The 14778-nt window shown below is 66.3% G+C and carries 12 protein-coding genes; 3 read left to right on the plus strand and 9 right to left on the minus strand.

Features of this window, described 5'->3' with window-relative positions; all coding sequences use genetic code 11:
* Window positions 1-46: 46 nt before the first annotated feature.
* Window positions 47-955, minus strand: a complete 909-nt coding sequence (locus HRL51_RS10595) for a hemagglutinin (RefSeq protein WP_244960174.1) — start codon at window positions 953-955, stop codon at window positions 47-49.
* Window positions 956-1049: 94 nt separating this feature from the next.
* Between HRL51_RS10595 and HRL51_RS10600 the strand changes: the two genes are divergently transcribed.
* Window positions 1050-1586 carry a SprT-like domain-containing protein gene (locus HRL51_RS10600; protein ID WP_172119239.1) on the plus strand — a complete coding sequence of 179 codons (537 nt, stop codon included), beginning with the start codon at window positions 1050-1052 and terminating at the stop codon, window positions 1584-1586.
* Window positions 1587-1847: 261 nt separating this feature from the next.
* Here the strand turns inward: HRL51_RS10600 and HRL51_RS10605 are convergent, their stop codons facing one another.
* Entirely contained in the window at window positions 1848-2795 is a 948-nt protein-coding gene (locus tag HRL51_RS10605) for an ROK family glucokinase (protein WP_172191748.1), read from the minus strand.
* Window positions 2796-3137: 342 nt separating this feature from the next.
* Between HRL51_RS10605 and HRL51_RS10610 the strand changes: the two genes are divergently transcribed.
* Window positions 3138-5492, plus strand: coding sequence for a prolyl oligopeptidase family serine peptidase (locus tag HRL51_RS10610; RefSeq protein ID WP_172191750.1), 2355 nt, complete (start codon window positions 3138-3140; stop codon window positions 5490-5492).
* 129 nt (window positions 5493-5621) lie between these two features.
* On the opposite strand, the gene HRL51_RS10615 is transcribed toward HRL51_RS10610, so the two are convergent.
* On the minus strand, window positions 5622-7124 hold the full coding sequence (locus HRL51_RS10615) for a DHA2 family efflux MFS transporter permease subunit (RefSeq protein WP_172119236.1): 1503 nt from the start codon (window positions 7122-7124) through the stop codon (window positions 5622-5624).
* Window positions 7125-7295: 171 nt separating this feature from the next.
* Entirely contained in the window at window positions 7296-7772 is a 477-nt protein-coding gene (locus HRL51_RS11905; protein ID WP_172119235.1) for a maltose acetyltransferase domain-containing protein, read from the minus strand.
* Window positions 7773-7963: 191 nt separating this feature from the next.
* On the opposite strand from HRL51_RS11905, the gene HRL51_RS10625 reads away from it, so the two are divergent.
* On the plus strand, window positions 7964-9676 hold the full coding sequence (locus HRL51_RS10625) for a GMC oxidoreductase (RefSeq protein WP_172119234.1): 1713 nt from the start codon (window positions 7964-7966) through the stop codon (window positions 9674-9676).
* A gap of 758 nt (window positions 9677-10434) precedes the next feature.
* On the opposite strand, the gene HRL51_RS10630 is transcribed toward HRL51_RS10625, so the two are convergent.
* The 5 genes from HRL51_RS10630 to HRL51_RS10650 form a co-directional block, all read right to left on the minus strand.
* Window positions 10435-11436, minus strand: coding sequence for a TIM barrel protein (locus HRL51_RS10630; protein ID WP_172119233.1), 1002 nt, complete (start codon window positions 11434-11436; stop codon window positions 10435-10437).
* A 6-nt stretch (window positions 11437-11442) separates the two neighbouring features.
* Window positions 11443-11868, minus strand: coding sequence for a C-glycoside deglycosidase beta subunit domain-containing protein (locus tag HRL51_RS10635; protein ID WP_172119232.1), 426 nt, complete (start codon window positions 11866-11868; stop codon window positions 11443-11445).
* 29 nt (window positions 11869-11897) lie between these two features.
* Window positions 11898-12290 carry a C-glycoside deglycosidase beta subunit domain-containing protein gene (locus tag HRL51_RS10640; RefSeq protein WP_172119231.1) on the minus strand — a complete coding sequence of 131 codons (393 nt, stop codon included), beginning with the start codon at window positions 12288-12290 and terminating at the stop codon, window positions 11898-11900.
* 1 nt (window position 12291) lies between these two features.
* Complete coding sequence (locus tag HRL51_RS10645; RefSeq protein WP_216666060.1) at window positions 12292-13323, minus strand: sugar phosphate isomerase/epimerase family protein; 1032 nt, start codon at window positions 13321-13323, stop codon at window positions 12292-12294.
* A gap of 174 nt (window positions 13324-13497) precedes the next feature.
* Entirely contained in the window at window positions 13498-14622 is a 1125-nt protein-coding gene (locus tag HRL51_RS10650) for a Gfo/Idh/MocA family protein (protein ID WP_172119230.1), read from the minus strand.
* Between the last annotated feature and the right edge of the window lie 156 nt (window positions 14623-14778).

The following is a 14778-nucleotide window of genomic DNA, read 5'->3' on the forward strand; positions in this document are numbered from 1 at the left end:
TCCCCAGACCACCCCGTGCCGCAGGCCCACTGACCCGGGGCTGGGCTCAGGGGGTCGAGGGCGTGGGGTCCCCGAAGAACGTGCGGAAATAGCCGTAGAAGTTCCAGTTGCCCCAGCTCGAGCAGCCGTCCCCTCCCCAGGCCACGGCCTCATTGGGCTGGTAGGGGGTGTAGTCGTACAGGCCGGCTGTGGCCTGGTTGCGCACCGTCAGCTCCGCGCCGCCGCACCCGGCCGACGGCGAGTAGGCCACCTGGGTCGGTACACCCGCCACCACCTGGTAGGAGCCCGGCGAGAGGCGGTAGCGCTGGAACTGGGAGGCCGCCCCGTAGACCTGGCGGAAGAAACCCGCCCACTGCGGGTCGCAGGCCGCGCCGTCTGGGCAGGCGTAGCCGGTGGCGGCCTCATAGTCCCAGGAGGTGAGGGTCTGCCCCGAGGCGGTGAGCAGGCCCTGCTCCTTGTGCAGCAGGACCAGCAGCACCTGCGGGTTGACACCGCAGGAGGAGGCGACCTTGGACACGATCTGCGCCGCGCTCTCGTCCTGCGCCCCGGTGTAGCCGCCTGGGCAGGCCGGCGTCGGCTCACGGTCCTCACTGGTGAAGGTGGCTGAGGCCAGGCATACGGTGCCGTCCTGACCGCTGCGGCAGCCGTCATTGACACGCGCGATGAAGTCCGCGACCTCCTGCCCGTCCATTGCCGCTGAGTCGTAGAAGACCTCATCGTCAATGATGTGCTCGGCGTCGAATCCCGTCATGTCCAGGGTCACCGGGGCCGGAGCCGAGCCCGCGGGCTCGACCTCACCTGCGCCGTCGTCGTGGGGGAGGACGAGGACAGCCGCTAGGCCAACCAGGACGGTGAGCACGCACACGCCCATCACGACTCCCACCAGGCCCAGCCCCGCACGGCGCGCCGGACCCTGTCTACGGCGGGGTGGGAGGGAGACGTGGCGAGATGACATCCCACCCACTCTCCCACACCTCACGCTGTTACCCCTCAAGCCTCCCGCACCTGTGCGGCGGCACGCCGAGCGCGTACCGGCTACGCTCGCGCCCGTGGAAGTCCCTGCCGTCCTCGCCCTGGCCCACCGTCTCATGGACGAGCACGGCGTGGGCGAGTGGGAGCTCGGCCTGGACCGCGCCAGGCGGCGGGCCGGGCTCACGGACCATGCACGCCGTCGGATCACCCTGTCCCGGGCACTCATGGAGCTCTACAGCGAGGAGGAGGTGCGCGAGACCGTCCTGCACGAGATCGCGCACGCACGGGTCGGCGCGCGCCACGGACACGACGCCGTCTGGGCCGCCGAGGCGAGGCGGATCGGCGCCTCCGGGCGTCGGCTCGTGCCGCGTGAGGCACCGACCGTGGCCGGGCGCTGGGTGGGGACCTGCCCCTCCGGGCACACCGTCAACCGCATGCGTCGCCCGGCCGCCCCGATGGCCTGTGCCCGCTGTGGGCGCCGCTTCTCGCTCGCCAACCTGCTCACCTGGACCTTCGACGGCGAGCCGGTCACCCCACAGCAGATCGGAGCGAGCTACGCCCGAGCGCTTACCCGTATCCAGAAGACGGCTCGCGAGAACGCACGCTCGGCATGACGGCGCACCTTCACTACCCGAGCATGCTCTCGCCGTCAACCACAGCGGACGTTCCCCGCATTGCGGTATGCCTCTGCCGTCTGTTGCGAACAGACGCCACAGCAACGCGCTCCCCAGGCCCGCACAGGCACGCCACGATGAACCAAGCACGTCGCCATCGTCGAAGCACGCCCGCGACGGATCTCCAGCGCAGCACACGCCTCGGGCCGGGAGCGACACGAAGCCGCTCCCGGCCCGAGACCTGGTGCGCGAGGAAGCAGCTCAGGCAGCTCGCGCCAGGTCGGCCGCGCCGACGAGCCCGGCGTCCTGGCCGGAGGCCGAGATGAGGACCGGAATCTGCGGGCGACGCGCGCGAGCCGTCAGGTACTGGTCAAAGGCCTTGGTCACGGGCGTCAGCAGGATGTCACCGGCCTCGGTCAGCCCTCCCGTCAGCACGATGACCTCGGGGTCGAGCACGGCAGCGAGGTCAGCCAGGCCCTGGCCCAGCGCGTCACCCAGCTGCTCGTAGCACTCCAGCGCCGCCAGGTCACCCTCACGGGCAGCCGCTGTCACAGCCTTGCCGGAGATCGTGTTCTGGTCCCCGCCGGAGAGGTCAATGATGCGGGCGGCGTAGGCCGGGCGGAACTTGGCCAGCTCCCAGCCGTTGACACCCAGCGCCGTGCCGGAGGCGTAGCGCTCCAGGCAGCCACGCAGGCCACAGCCGCAGGGACGCCCACCGGGAACCACGGTAATGTGCCCAATCTCCGCCGCGAAGCCAGCAGCACCACGCACGAGGTGCCCGTCAATGACGACGGCGCCACCCACACCGGTGCCCAGCGTCACCACGAGCACGTTGGCCTTGCCTGCCCCCACGCCGAAACGGGCCTCGGCCCAGCCGGCCGCGTTGGCGTCATTCTCGACGACGACGGGCAGGCCGACGCCCTCGGAGACGACGTCACCGATCTTGACGCCTGTCCAGTCCAGGTTCGTTCCCGAGGCCATGGTGTTACGGTCCGAGGAGACGAAGCCCGCTGCGCCGATGCCGACGCTTGTGACCTGCGGATGAGCAAGCTTGAGGTCGAGCGCAACCTCAATGATGGTGGCGAGGATGGCGTCACGGTCGTTAGCCGGAGAGTCCTTCTGTACACGGGCGATGACGTTGCCACCCTCGTCCACGACTCCCGCCGCGATCTTGGTGCCGCCGACGTCCACACCGATGCTCAGTGCCATCCCTCGCTCCTTCACAACCTGACCTGGGTGCGCTACCCCAGCGATAGTAGTGGGCTGAGGTACCTATCGATCCTATTGTCAGGCAGGGTGATGGTCACCGTTGGGGGCCTTACCCGCTCATTCTGCCCACCAGGAACAAAAGTCCACGCCATCTCCTCCCCGGCTCCTGCGCCACAGACACACACTCACAGCAATTCAGCACACTTCCAGCCGCTGCGGGCGGAAGTGCACCTCCTTCCCCTCCCCCGGGAGCAGACAGCTCCCTATCGTCCGAGGGCACCACCACACGGTCACACGGAGGTCGCCTTGTCAGCCCCCACCACCCCAGGCAGGGCTGAGCACATGCCAGCCCACCCCGGCCCAGTCCCACTTCCCAGTGATCTCCTCGCACCCGCATGGCTTGAGGAGGTCACTGGAAGGCGTGCCACCGCATGGGTTGAGGCGCACAACCGCGCCACCCACGAGCGCTTCAACGATCCCGCCACGCACGATCTCACCATCACCCTGCAAAGGCTCATGGACTGCCCTGGGCGGATCCCTGTGGTCTCCTCCCATCACGGCATGCTGTACGGACTGTGGACCGATGCGGACCATCCACGCGGCATCTGGCGACGCACCACCTGGCTCTCCTACGTCGCCGGAGCCCCCAGCCGTGCTGACCGCGCCCCCGGGCACACACAGTGGGAGGAGCTGCTCGACGTTGACGCGCTGAGCGCCACCAGCACCGAGCCACTGGCCTGGGCGGGGGCACAGGTCCTCAGCCGGGGCCCGCTCACGGGCTGTCGTGCCCTGGTCAGCCTGTCCCAAGGTGGCTCCGACGCCACATCGGTCCAGGAGTACGACCTAGAACAGCACCGCTTCATACCGGCCAGCGAGGGAGGTTTCACCCAGGCCCCCTCAAAAGGGATGATGACCTGGGCTGATGACACGGGACAGCGGGTCCTCGTCAGTGGCGGCCTACCTGACCGATTCGCCTTGGCGGCGGGGCTGCCTCGTCAGGTGCGACGGCTCACGCGTGGTCAACGCATGGAGGATGCCGAGGTCCTGGTCACCGCGTCCGCCGACTCACTGGCGGCAGTGGCCGCACGCGATCCCTGGGGGCGTACCTGGCTGACGACCATCCCTTCCTGGGACCGCACACGCATCTGGCTGCTACCCGACTCCGCCTACGGCGAGTCCGGCATCGGTGACCGCCTGCTTGATGACGGTGGAGAGCACGTGCCCGCCGGGGCGGTACGTCTAGAGGTGCCGGACAGTGCCCGGGCGGGAGTCGGGCGGGACTGGTTGACCATCGAGCTGCACGATCCCTGGTGCGTGCAGGGGCGGACCTACCGTCCCGGCACGCTGCTGGCGGCACCGTTGGATGCGTACCTCGCCGGGCAGCGGGACCTCGAGGTGCTCTTCGAGCCGACCGACTCCTGCGTCCTGGCCTCCGCCACCTGGACGCGTCACCACCTGGTCCTGACGATCCTCGACGACGTCGTCACGCGCTTGGAGGTCTGCACCCCACCTCGGCCCGACTCCTCTGAGGCACCCCAGAGCGGTTGGCTCCATCATGACCTTGACCTCACCGGCGCAGCAGATGTGCCAGGTCCGCCGGACACACCTCGCAGTGAGCTGCGTGCGGGCCGGGCCCTGCTGACCGTGTCCGCACAGGCGGTCGATCCAGCGGACACTGATGAGGGGGACTATGTGTGGATCTCCGCTACGGGCTGGACGACGCCGTCCTCCCTGGCAGTGGCGCGTCTGTCTGACAACGGCCACGTGGTGGGGATGAGGGTTGTGCGGCAGGCTCCCGCACGGTTTGACGCGCGCGGGGTGGATGTCACCCAGCACGTGGCGGTGAGCGCCGACGGCACGCTGGTGCCGTACTTCCAGGTGGGACGCACCGACCCTCTCCCGGCCTCACCGCGACACCATGAGCAGGGAGCGCAGCATGACCAGGGTGCGGATGTGCAGCGTGACGGACAGGGCCAGCAGGTAGGCGGGTGCAAGCACCCGCGCCGGGTCCTGCTCCACGCGTACGGGGGCTTTGGACATGTCACTGGGCCCCGCTACGAGCCAGTGATGGGCAAGGCGTGGCTCGAGGCCGGTGGCACCTACGTGCTGGCGTGCGTGCGTGGCGGGGGTGAGTACGGTCCCGCCTGGCACGAGGCCGGCCGCTTGGCCGCTCGCCACCATGTGGTTGAGGACCTGGAAGCGGTGGTGGACTCGCTCCACACGCGTGGCGTGGCCTCGCCGTCGAGCCTGACGGTGTCGGCGTCGTCGGCTGGCGCCCTGGGAGTGGGGGCGCTGATGTGCCGGCGCCCGCACCACGTGGGCGCCGTGGTGCTGGAGGCACCTTTGACCGATCTGGGACGTTATCCCCATCTGCTTGCCGGGGCCTCGTGGATCGGGGAGCTGGGTGATCCTGACGATCCTCAGCAGTGGACGTGGATACGCAAGCTGTCCCCGTTGCATCAGGTGAGCACAGGGGTGAGGTATCCGCCGCTGCTGGTGCTGGCCTCCAGCCACGATGATCGGGTCCATCCCTGGCATGCCCGCGCACTGGTGCACCGCCTCGAGGAGCTGGGGCAGCCGGTGTGGTACGAGGAGACTACGGAGGGAGGCCATCACAGCGGGGTCACCAGCGCGCAGACAGCAAGGACGGCGGCGCTGACCTACACCTTCGCGTGGGAGCACACGACCTCCCACTAGCTGCCCCTCCCACCCGCACCCCGCACCCGCACCCCGCACCCCGCACCCGCACCCCAGCCGGACAACCTTTTCGTATCCTGGACAACGTAAAACCCTGGTTTCCCATTGTCCGAGTTACGAAAAGGTTGTCTACCGGGAGGAATGGGGGGCGCGGACCAGCTGCATCGGCAGACGGAACGCCATGACAAAGGCCAGTCCCATCGCCACCGCTGGGACCCAGAAGGCCCCGGCAAAGGCCTCAGCCGCCTGGGACAGGCCCACCACCCGCTGGGCGCCCCCGAACTCTCCCGCCACTGCCGCGCTCGCCAGCTCAGACGCAGCCAGCAGCAGAGCCAACGTCACCGACACCACCGCAATCCCTACCGCCCCGAAGACCTGCTGGCCGATGTTGAACAGCGTCGTGGCGTTACCAACCTCGGCCCGCGGCACCGCCTGCAGGGCAGCAGTGGACACCGGCATCATCGTTCCCCCGATTCCCATGCCTTGGAGCGTGAGGATCGCAGCGAGGTACCACAAGCTCGTGTCTGCGCCGACCTGGGTCAGCGCCAGGACAGAGGCAAACATCGCAGCCATCCCGAACGGGATGACCTTGCCCGGGGCATGGCGGTCAACCGCATTGGCGGCCAGGGGCATCGTTATCAACGCCCCCAGGCCGGTCGGCGCGATGAACAGCCCCGCTTCCATGGCCCCCAGGCCACGCACCTGCTGGAAGTAGGAGGGCAGAAGCAGCAGGTCAGCGGTGAAGCCGGTCTGGAAGAAGACGGCCAGCATGATGGCGTTGCGGTAAGGGCGCAGTCGCAGGATGCTCAGGTCTAACAGGGGATGTGCAGCCTGAAGTGAATGACGAACGAAGGCCGCGACCATGACGAGCCCGAGCACAAGCGGCAGCCACACCATCGGCGCGGTCACGGGCAGACCGGAACCTGCATTGGACACACCCCACAGCGTCAGTGCCAGTCCTGGGGACATGAGAGCCACCCCCACACCGTCGAGCACAGCCTGACCGCTCTGCCGCGAACGTGGCAGCACCGCCAGCCCCAGAACCACCGCGGCAGCTCCGAAGGGCACGTTGATGAGGAACACCCAGTGCCAGGACGCTACCTCGACCAGCCACCCGCCCAGGATGGGACCCACGATGGGCGCGATGAGCATAGGAATGCCCATCAGCCCCATCATCTTGCCCAGGCGGTCGCCAGCAACCGAGGCGACCAGAGCTGTACCCACCGGCATGATGCAGCCACCACAGAGTCCCTGCAGGACACGCATGGTGATGAGAACCCCCAGGCTGGGGGACAGGGCGCACAGCACCGAGGCGATGGTGAACAATGCGATGGAGCCGATATACATCCGACGGTGGCCAGTACGGCGAAGACCGTAGTCGGTCAAAGGGATGATGGCAGCCGTGGCCAGCGCATATCCGGTAATAGCCCAGGCCACCGAGGAGTACGCAGGGAGGGCACCGTCGGGAGCTGCGTAGTAGCTCTGGAGGGCCGGAATCGCCACGTTGATGATCGTCCCGTCCAGAACCGACATGAACGAGCCGATCATGACGACGGCAGCAACCTTGTACGGGTTGACTCCGCTGCTGTTGCCCTTGACGGAGTGGGTGTGGGCAGAGGTGTCCACGGACATGGATTCACGCACTTTCTTCTGGGGTTGGGGACCCACTATGGAACTCTTCGACGCCGGTCTGCGGGCGCTTGATGAACGCGCTGCGCAAGGACCGCTCCAGGGCCGGTCACAAGGCTGGGCTGTGACTCTCGAGGTCATCACCAGATCGTCAGGAAGGGACCGGCCCAGCCGTCAATCCGAGCCCGCCCCAGCAGGACGCTGCTCGCTGCTTAACCGGCCATGGACGAGCGAGCCAGGTGAATGGACAGAATCCGCCTCGTCGATCGGTCGCACCGGGCGTGCCGGCGATCCGACGGCGAGCCATCCGGAAGGCAGGTCATGCGTGACAATGCTGCCGGCTCCGACCACCACGTCATCGCCAATGGTGACAGGAACGTCGTTGAGGATCGTGACGTTGAAGTTGGCAAAGAAGCGTTTGCCAATGCGTGTATGGACACCGCAGTTGACCTGGAGAGGACCACGAACATAGAAGCCCTCGCCGATCTCATCAAAGATCTGGGGGATGATCTCCTGGCGCTGAGGGTCTAGCTCGTCGAGCGCGTTATACCGCCGGCACAGGTCATGGGCACGTGCCTTCATCGGCCGGTAACCGGGCCAGGCGGCATCAAAGAGCAGCCCGGCACGTGCTCGAGCGTCCTGGTCCTCCATCAGCCACCTCCCGCCTCGTCCTTGCGACCATGGCCCATCCTGCCGTGGAGGGAGGTCTGAGAGATCGCCGACGGAGCGCACCTTCTGCTCGAGGCGTGCGGAACGAAGAGCTTGCAGCACCTCAACTGGGACCGCGCTCTCTAGCCTGTTACCAGCTATTCGATGCAAGCACTAAGGAAGGTGTTGCTGTCATGGCAGACAGCCAGAACATCGATCGTCACTTTGACGCCATCGTCATCGGATCCGGTCCGGCCGGTTCTACCGCGGTCCATGAGCTCACGCAGGCGGGCATGGATGTCCTCCTGCTGGAGGCCGGCCGAGAGCTGACCGAAGAGGACTTCACGCCACCGGTATACGGAAAGCCGAAAGGTATGGGCCTCGACCTTGGCGTCCGGGCAAAGCGGGTCCTCAAGGACCACCAGTGGAACCAGGCCCGGCGCTCTTTCTACTCTGACACCTCCTCCCGTTTCCTCGTCAATGACTGGGAGCACCCCTACACCTACCCGCTGAACGCGCCCTTCCTCTACATCCGTTCCCGCCTCCTGGGTGGGCGCATGCACGCCTACGGACGCGTGCTCCAGCGCATGAGTGACCTTGACTTCAAGGCCGCGTCTCTCGATGGCGTGGGTATCGACTGGCCTTTCGAGTACAAGGACATCGCTCCTTACTACGACCGCGTCGAGGAGCTCGTCGGCCTGTATGGCGACGACGATCCTGGCGTCACCCACCCTCCGGCGGGAAAGTACATCGGCCCCAGCCACCTCAACGAGATGGAGACTGAGTTCAAGCACGTCGTCGAACAGCGCTGGCCGGAGCGTCACGTCATCGGCTACCGGTTCCAGGCCCCTTTCCTGGACCGAGTGCCACCGGGGATCCGTGAGGCCCGCAAGACGGGCCGGCTGACGATCCGCACCCACGCCGTCGTCACACGTATCACCACTGACCCGCGCACAGGGCTGGCTACCGGGGCCGTGTTCGTGGATGCACGCACCAAGGTGGAGCACAAGGTGGTGGGCGACGTCGTCCTGCTGTGCGCCTCAGCCATCGAGTCGGTGCGGCTGCTGCTGAGCTCCGGGAGCTCGCGTCACCCTGAGGGGCTGGCCAACTCCAACGGGCTCGTGGGCCACTACCTGCTGGAGCAGGCCCTGGCCCTGGGGTACGGCGACGACCCCAAGCGGCCCGGATACTTCGGTCCCTCCACCCAGGCCGAGCCCGATCCGTTCTACGGTGGTAGCGGCGGCTTCCTCATCCCCCGCTACCAGAACATGAACGGACAGACCGAGCGATTCAAGCGTGGCTACTCCTTCCAGGGACTGGCGGGACGTGTGCCGGTCCCCGAGGACGCCCCCGGCATGTTTGGGTTTGGGGCAGGAATTGAGATGCTGCCGCAGTTCGGTAACCACGTGCGCCTCAACAAGCGCGTCAAGGACAAGTGGGGAGTGCCTGCGCCGCACATCGTGGTGCGCAACAATGACAACGACCGCCTCATGGTCGATGCCGCCGTGCGGGACATCAACGAGATGATGGATGCGGCAGGACTGCGCAAGAATTTTGTGGCCTCCAACTTCGGCATCCACTCGCGCACGGTCTGGCCGGACTTCAACCCGGCGCAGCGGGCGATCTTCCGCATGGGTATCCGCATGTCGGTGATGAATGGGGTGTCGATCCACGAGGCAGGGGGAGCCCGCATGGGCCACGACCCGGCACTGAGCGTCCTCAACGGCGTCAACCAGTCCTGGGACGTGCCCAACCTCTTCGTCACTGACGCAGCCTCCTTCCCCACCGGATCGACCGAGGGACCAGCCCTGACGATCATGGCCGTGACGGCGCGCGCCTGTGACTACATCGCCAGGGCCCATGCCTCGGGTGAGCTGACCCGACCAACCCAGGACGTGGCTCTCTAAGGGCGTCCGTCTGGGGGCTCGCTCAGCCCCAGGTGCCCACGCTGCCTTCGCGGCGCCTCGTTGCTACGAGGCGCCGCGAAGGCATGGCACGGGTTCCCACGCCCGAGACGGCAGGATCCACAGGCCGATCTCGGCCACGTGCGAGGGCTGTCCCCTCAGCCTCCACAGAGATCCAGCACACGCGTTCCCACCAAAGCGTGCAGAAGTCAGCGACGGGCTACCGACATCAGTATCAGCCATTTTCTCCCGTCATCACGCCATTTTTTCAAAGAACGCACGTCATCTGCGTCGAGAGTCACAGCGTGACAGGCATAAGAGCAGCATCCTGGCGGCGCTTAGGGTAGAGCCATCACGACCACATGACTGATCGGACCGATCAGCCCGTGTTCGCGGATACCACATCACCAATCTCCGAAAGGAACGCCCATGTTCTTCAACTCCATTGACGCCAACACTGTCCGTGCCATGGCTGAGGTCGTGAACGACAAGCTCACCGAGAAGGCCACCGAGGACGACCAGCACTGACCCTGGGGTCCCGCCGCTGAGACGGGACGCTGCGCAGGGACTCGTATCCTCCCGGTCTCGCTCTGACGAGGCCACTGACACCAACAGGCCGGAGACAATGTGGTCTCCGGCCTTTACTGCGTCCAGACACAGCCGCCCACCCCCTCCCTCCCACGAGCACGACGGCGGCAGCCCCCCCCCACAGGAGGCTCACCGCCGTCGTGGTCGAAGCCGCTAGAGGCTCGCCCCGCTCGTCACAGCGTCTCCAGGATCCCTCGGCACAGCTCGAGGTGGCGATCGATCTGCTCGTCGGCGTCGTCAAGGTAGAAGGCGTGCCCCTCGTACTCAGTGAGGAAGACACCCTGGAACCCGCCCTTGACAAGGATGCTCAAGGCCTGCTCATAGGGGATGGTCGGCTCCACGATCCGTCCGTCAGCCTCACGCTCCAGGTGGTAGAACTTGCCGTGCACGTAGTTGACGAACGGCACCATGTCCCCAAAGGTGTCCAGCTCGGCGGGGGCAAAGGACAGGTACCCAAACCACTCAGAGATAGCGATCCTCTCCCCCTCACCACCACCCATGGTGGTGCGCACGTGCTCCCACATCTCCTCCTCGCTCATCCCGCCGTGGCGGTGAGCGATGATCCAGTCGAGGTTCTCGCGCTTGGCACCCAGGCCCACGTAACGTTCCACCGCGATCTGGGTGGGACGCTCAATGAAAATGCCGAAGTCCGGGACCAGGCCAAAGCTGCCCAGCTGGTGCCTGTCGATCGTCTCCATGAATCCCAGGGTGGTGGGGTCCGACGGCGTGTGCGGGGCATGGATCTCGAAGCCGATCTTCACTCCGTACTTCTCGGCCAGGTCGTTGACCTGGGGCGCCAGCTCCGGGCCGAAGCCGGTGGCACGCATGACGGTGGCGCCCAGGGCACGCGCCGTCATGATGTCCAGGCGGATGTCGGAGAGGATGTCCTCCTGGCTCATCCGGTAGCCGGTGATACGGCCCAGGTCCACGTAGCCGCCGTAGGAGTAGACCTCGACGCCGTGCCGGCGGCCAGCCTCCAGGACCGCGTCGATCTCGTCGGCGCGCGGGGTGGGGTACTGCTGGAAGGTCTGGGCTCCCACCAGCTCCACCTTGGACACGCCCTTGGCAGCCACGTGCTCAAAGATGGTGTCGATGCTCCAGTCATCACGCTCAATGAACTGCTGGGTGTAGCCGTAGCAGGAGACGGCTTGCTCAATACCGTTGATCGTTGCCATGTCTGCTCACTCCTCAACCGTCAGGGTCTTGCGGGCGGAGGCGTCCAGCATCCCGAAGACACCGGGTGCGAACTCCATGTAGACCACGCGGCACTCGCACACGAGGTCGACGTCGTACTGGCCGGCAGCGAGCGGCTCGCCAGACACGTGCAGGCGGAGAGGGGTCTTGACCCCCCAGTACTCGGTGAAGGCGAGGGGCAGCTGCGAGATGCGCAGGAACTTGCCGTTGACCTCGACGAGGATCCGGTCCTCATCCACCCGCTGACCGTCCACGCTCAGCTCGAGACGCTCGATGGCGGACACTGGCGTCCCCCGGTAGTAGTTGAAGCCGACGTCGAGCACGTAGCCGACGGCACGACCCTCCTCGGTCTCGTTAGCAAGACGGCGCAGTACCTTCTCGTCAAAACCGAGCTTCATGAACTTGGTTGGCATTGCTCACTCCTTATCGTGGCTCAAGGCGGTCAGGCGATCGTGACCGTACGGGTGAAGCGGTTCTCGGAGAGGATGGGCAGGTAGGACACCCGCAGCCTGAGGTTGACGTGGATCTCGTGCTCGCCAGCGGCCAGCCCACCTGGACGCAGCACCTGGATCTGGGCGAAGGTGCGCAGCTCCCACCGCACGTCAGACACGTCTGCGAGCTCGGCGAAGGTACGACTGACACCGTTGTAGACGAAGCGAAGGTCCACCTCATCCACCGCGACGCCGTCAACGACGACCTCGGGCACCTCGATCATGGACAGGCCCAGCCCGCGGTAGTAGGGGATATGGGTGTCGAGCTCAAAGCCCGTCACCTCGCCGCCCTCGCTCACAAGGTGACGGACCGAGCCCTCGCGGATGATCATCTCGTTGAACACGTCACTTCTCCTCGCGCGCTTCAGCCGACAGCAGGGCCTTGAGCATGGTCTGGTGGGCAGCAACCTGGGCGACGGAGTCGACCGTCTCCACGTCCTCAACGTGCCGGTTGCCCTCGTACTCGCTGGACAGGTACCCGTCGTACCCGATCTCCTCCAGCACAGGCACGATCTCGTGGTAGGGGATGGAGTACTCGTGCCAGTAGTCGAAGCCCTCCACCTCGTGCATCTCGTAGAACTTGGCGTGGATGTGCTTGATGAGCTGCGCATGCTCACGCAGGCAGTCCACCGGCTGGGCGATCATGAAGGTGGCGTTGCGAGCAAGCCCCAGCGTCACACCATCAGCGCCCTGCTTCTCAAGGCGGTCGAACAAGGCCTGAGTGTCACCATGGGCGTTGTAGGTCTCCACGATCTCCTGGGCAAGAGCGGGGTCGGCACCATCGCGCAGGGCACGATCGGCCAGGACGCGGGGCAGACGGTAGACGAAGATCCCCATGTCCGGCACGCAGCCGACGACGTCGGTCCCCACGCGCTCGCCCACCTCAAGGTGACGCTTGATCCAGTCATCCTCGAAGGAGTAGGGGGAGTGGACCTCCACCCCCATCCACACCCCGTGGTCGCGGGCATAGGGGGCAGCGGCCTCCACCACCTGCGGGGGCGTGTTGACGATGACGCGGATACCTTTGGCCCCTAGCTTGGCGGTATGCCGAATGTCTCGCTTGAGGGAGTCGACCATCTCATCAAGGTTGAGCAAGCGGTCCTTGTAGCGCTTGGTGTCCAGGAACATGTCGTGGACGGTCGGCGTGGTACCGTAGCGCTCCATCAGCTCGCGCCAGTGGTCATAGAACGAGTCAGGTAGGTCAGGCTGGCCGGGGAAAGGGAAACCGGGGATCATCTGCTCGCCGAGCGTCTCGATACCCAGCGCACCCTCCTTGGCGGCTGCAGCGACCGCGTCCTCAAGGGTGAAGGTCCCGTGGGCGTACTCGTGCTGGTAGGAGTAGAGGCTGACACCGCGTTTGATCTGTGATGCGGTCACAATGCGCTCCTCTCTGAGCGGGTGCGTGGGGGGGGCTGGCTGTGGCGTCAGCTCCGGGTGGTGGTGGCCGACGGCGTCAACCACCTGTGCCTGCCCCGCACCCTGGGTGCGGGGCAGGCCGGGGGCGCGGGGCGCCGTCGTCGCCTCTGAGACAGGACGACGGCGCTCCGCAGCTCAGTCGAAGTAGACCGGCTTGCCGCCCTGAGCGGCGGAGGTGTAGATCCCGTCCAGGATCTCGGTGACAACGACGGCCTGGTCAGCCGTGACGTAGGGCTCGGTGTCATTGATGATGGCGTCCAGCCACAGGCCCGCCTCTCGGCCACCCATGTAGGCGAAGCCGTTCTGGGCACCGCCCACACCACCGGCGGAGAAGTAGGCGCCTCCCTCGCCGAAGGTGGTGTTGGTCTGCTTGCCGCCCTCGATCTGGTTGACCTCGACGACGAGGTTGGCCGAGCCGCTCGGGTCCTGGATGGTCTCGGCACCAGCCTCAGTACCGCACAGGGTGACGCAGCCTTCGCGAGCCGCCTTGATGTTGAGGGCCCAGGAGGCCTCGACGAAGAGCGAGGCGCCGTTCTTGAAGGTGACGAAGCCGAAGGCCGAGTCCTCGACCTCGTAGGTGGCGGGGTCCCACTCACCGCCGATGTTGCCCTGAGGCTTGTCGCCCAGCTTGTAGTTGACCACGCCGGTCACCGAGGCGATCTCGTAGTTGTTCATGAGCCACAGGCACACGTCGATCGAGTGACCACCCAGATCGATGAGAGGGCCACCGCCCTGCTTGGACTTGTCGGTGAAGACACCCCAGATCGGCACGCCGCGACGACGGGTGGCGTGGGCCTTGGCGGTGTAGATCTCGCCGAACTTGCCCTCGTCCACCAGGGCCTTGAGGAACTGGTACTCCTCGCGCTGACGGTACTGGAAGCCGACGGAGAGCTTCTTGCCCACGCGCTTGGCGGTGTCGCGCATGAGCCGGGCGTCCTCAGCGGTGACGGCCATGGGCTTCTCCACCAGGACGTGCTTACCTCCCTCCAGGGCCGCGCAGGTGATCTCGCAGTGGTTGGCGTTCCACGTGCACACGTGGATGACGTCGATGTCGGGGTCCTCGGTCAGGCGCTTGTAGTCGGTGGTGGTGTAGGCGCTGTCATTGCCCCACTGGGCCTTGGCGGCCTCGGCACGCTCGATGTCGTAGTCACAGAAGGCCACGACCTCCGCCTTGTCCTTGTGCTGGGCGAGGCCCACCAGGTGCTTCTGGGTGCCGATGAATCCGAGGCCGACGATGCCGACGCGAAGCTTGTCACTCATGGGTGAACTCCTGTGTTCGTCCTTGGGGCGGCCTGCGGTGGCCGTCCGTGGCGGGGTGTGTCCCCCGCCTCACGGGATTCATTAAATCGACGCTCGCGGGCCGATCCCAATACTTTCACCGCCCACTTACGCCCTGACCGTGCATAAGAAGTGATC

The sequence above is a fragment of the Actinomyces faecalis genome (assembly GCF_013184985.2).
Taxonomy (GTDB): Bacteria; Actinomycetota; Actinomycetes; order Actinomycetales; family Actinomycetaceae; genus Actinomyces; species Actinomyces faecalis.

Coding starts and splice junctions, on each gene's coding strand:
- HRL51_RS10595 (WP_244960174.1), bottom strand. CDS start 955: ATGTCATCTCGCCACGTCTCCCTCCCACCCCGCCGTAGACAGGGTCCG.
- HRL51_RS10605 (WP_172191748.1), bottom strand. CDS start 2,795: ATGGCACTGAGCATCGGTGTGGACGTCGGCGGCACCAAGATCGCGGCG.
- HRL51_RS10610 (WP_172191750.1), top strand. CDS start 3,138: ATGCCAGCCCACCCCGGCCCAGTCCCACTTCCCAGTGATCTCCTCGCA.
- HRL51_RS10615 (WP_172119236.1), bottom strand. CDS start 7,124: ATGTCCGTGGACACCTCTGCCCACACCCACTCCGTCAAGGGCAACAGC.
- HRL51_RS11905 (WP_172119235.1), bottom strand. CDS start 7,772: ATGGAGGACCAGGACGCTCGAGCACGTGCCGGGCTGCTCTTTGATGCC.
- HRL51_RS10625 (WP_172119234.1), top strand. CDS start 7,964: ATGGCAGACAGCCAGAACATCGATCGTCACTTTGACGCCATCGTCATC.
- HRL51_RS10630 (WP_172119233.1), bottom strand. CDS start 11,436: ATGGCAACGATCAACGGTATTGAGCAAGCCGTCTCCTGCTACGGCTAC.
- HRL51_RS10635 (WP_172119232.1), bottom strand. CDS start 11,868: ATGCCAACCAAGTTCATGAAGCTCGGTTTTGACGAGAAGGTACTGCGC.
- HRL51_RS10650 (WP_172119230.1), bottom strand. CDS start 14,622: ATGAGTGACAAGCTTCGCGTCGGCATCGTCGGCCTCGGATTCATCGGC.